Below are 1,558 nucleotides of genomic sequence, written 5' to 3'. Positions count from 1 at the left end.
CAATTTTGTGTATTGGCTAGATTGTCGTTTTTAAAGTGATCGGTCACCCGCCTAACTCCGCACACTGCATATCTTCGGCTGCGTCAGATGTGCTTTGTTGAGCTTCATGTGGCAGTTCCGGGTTGGCCGCAGACCGGCTGCGGCGGCGATCAGGCTTGGTGGTGCAGTTTTTCCAGAAGTTCCCGCAGTTCGCCTTCGATCAGCACGGCCTTCTGCTGGCGTCCGTCGTAGGCTACCAGGGTGACATCCGCTTCGGCCGCGACTTTGCCGCTGGCCGCCAGTTTTACGCTCTGGTGGATGACACTGCTGCGATTGCCGACCGATTTTACCGAAGTTTCGATCAGCAGTTCATCGTTCATCGTGGCGGGATGACGGTAGTCAATATTGATGTTGACCACGATCAGCGCGATGCCCGAGGCGAGGAAGGCCGGCAGGTCGGCGCAGTCCTCGAAAAATGTCCAGCGGGCCTCCTCCAGAAACTCCAGATAGCGCGCGTTGTTGACATGGCTGTACAGGTCCAGATGGTAGCCGCGGACCTTGATCCTGGTTTGGTGTGGCATGGTTCCCCTTCGTGAATGGGCCGGAGCGTTGCCGGCAGTCCCCGGCCGCTCGGGCGGCCGGTGGTATGTTGTTATTCCTGGTCCAGATCGAACGGCACGAACGGTTCGCGCTCCAGCGGGAAGTCCACCAGGTCGGTGAGTACCGAGTGAATTTCCACGTCGAACCACTGCAGGAACAGTTGCGGTGACAGTTCCGGCCAGAAGGCATCGTCATCGCACCAGTCGGCCAACTCTGCACCGAACAGAGTGCGGTAGTGCTGGTGGACGAAGTCCTGGGCGCTGGCATAGTCGTCGGCGGCGGGGATCAGCAAGGCGTTACAGTCGCGACGCAGCTCTTCCAGTTGCAGAGTGCCCTCCAGATTGCCCGGCAGCTGCAGCAACCAGTCCAGAAAGGCCTGACGGGGTTTCAGGATGGCGACACTGCGGTTGACTTCGTACATGGCAATTCCTTGTTCAGCTGCCAGCCAGCTGGTTGGCGGTGGTAAAGGTCCATTTTCTCACGACTTGCAGGGAGCCGTATTCTGCGGCCAACTTCGACGGGAACGGCGGGTAGGGAGCCGCCTGGCGCACGATGCGCATTGCCGCCTGGTCAAGCACGCTTGAGCCGGAACTGCGCCGTACGCTGACATCCAGCAAGGCGCCATCGGCGCGGATGGTGACCTGGAGTTCAAGGCTGCCAAACAGGTTTTGCTGGCGCACTTCGGCGGGATAGTTTCGGTTGCCGATTTCTTCTACCCGGTGGCGCCAGTCCTCGACATAGCCGGCCCAGCTGACGCCGACGGCGGCCGTAGTGCTGGTACTCGGGGTTGGCTGCGGCGGTGCCGATGGCTGGGTGGTCAGCAGATTGGCATTGGCAATGGCGGGGGGGGGGGGGGGGTGGCGGCGCTGGGGGGCTGGGGGCGGGGGGGGGGCGGCGGGGGGGGGGGCCCCGGGGGGGGGGTTGTGTCTTTTTAACCACCTTGGCCTCCCGCGCGAATTGATGGTTGGGTTACGTGTGG

Annotated in this window: 3 protein-coding genes; all 3 read right to left on the bottom strand. The window is 61.9% G+C overall.

All coding sequences use genetic code 11. The features are described 5' to 3' along the window. Window positions 1-149 precede the first annotated feature (149 nt). The gene (locus tag HU218_RS13525; RefSeq protein ID WP_174875464.1) at window positions 150-560 is read right to left on the bottom strand and encodes an acyl-CoA thioesterase; all 411 of its coding nucleotides are present in this window, start codon (window positions 558-560) and stop codon (window positions 150-152) included. Window positions 561-631: 71 nt separating this feature from the next. Continuing rightward, the gene (locus HU218_RS13520) at window positions 632-1,000 is read right to left on the bottom strand and encodes a VacJ (protein ID WP_174875463.1); all 369 of its coding nucleotides are present in this window, start codon (window positions 998-1,000) and stop codon (window positions 632-634) included. A 13-nt stretch (window positions 1,001-1,013) separates the two neighbouring features. Further along, window positions 1,014-1,558, bottom strand: a 545-nt coding sequence (locus tag HU218_RS16810) for a TonB family protein (protein WP_217450833.1), incomplete at its 5' end; no start/stop codon positions are given.

Source organism: Vogesella oryzae (genome assembly GCF_902829295.1).
GTDB lineage: Bacteria > Pseudomonadota > Gammaproteobacteria > Burkholderiales > Chromobacteriaceae > Vogesella > Vogesella oryzae.
The sequence above is the reverse complement of the archived record's forward strand: the minus strand, read 5'-3'. Positions and strand labels throughout refer to the sequence as shown.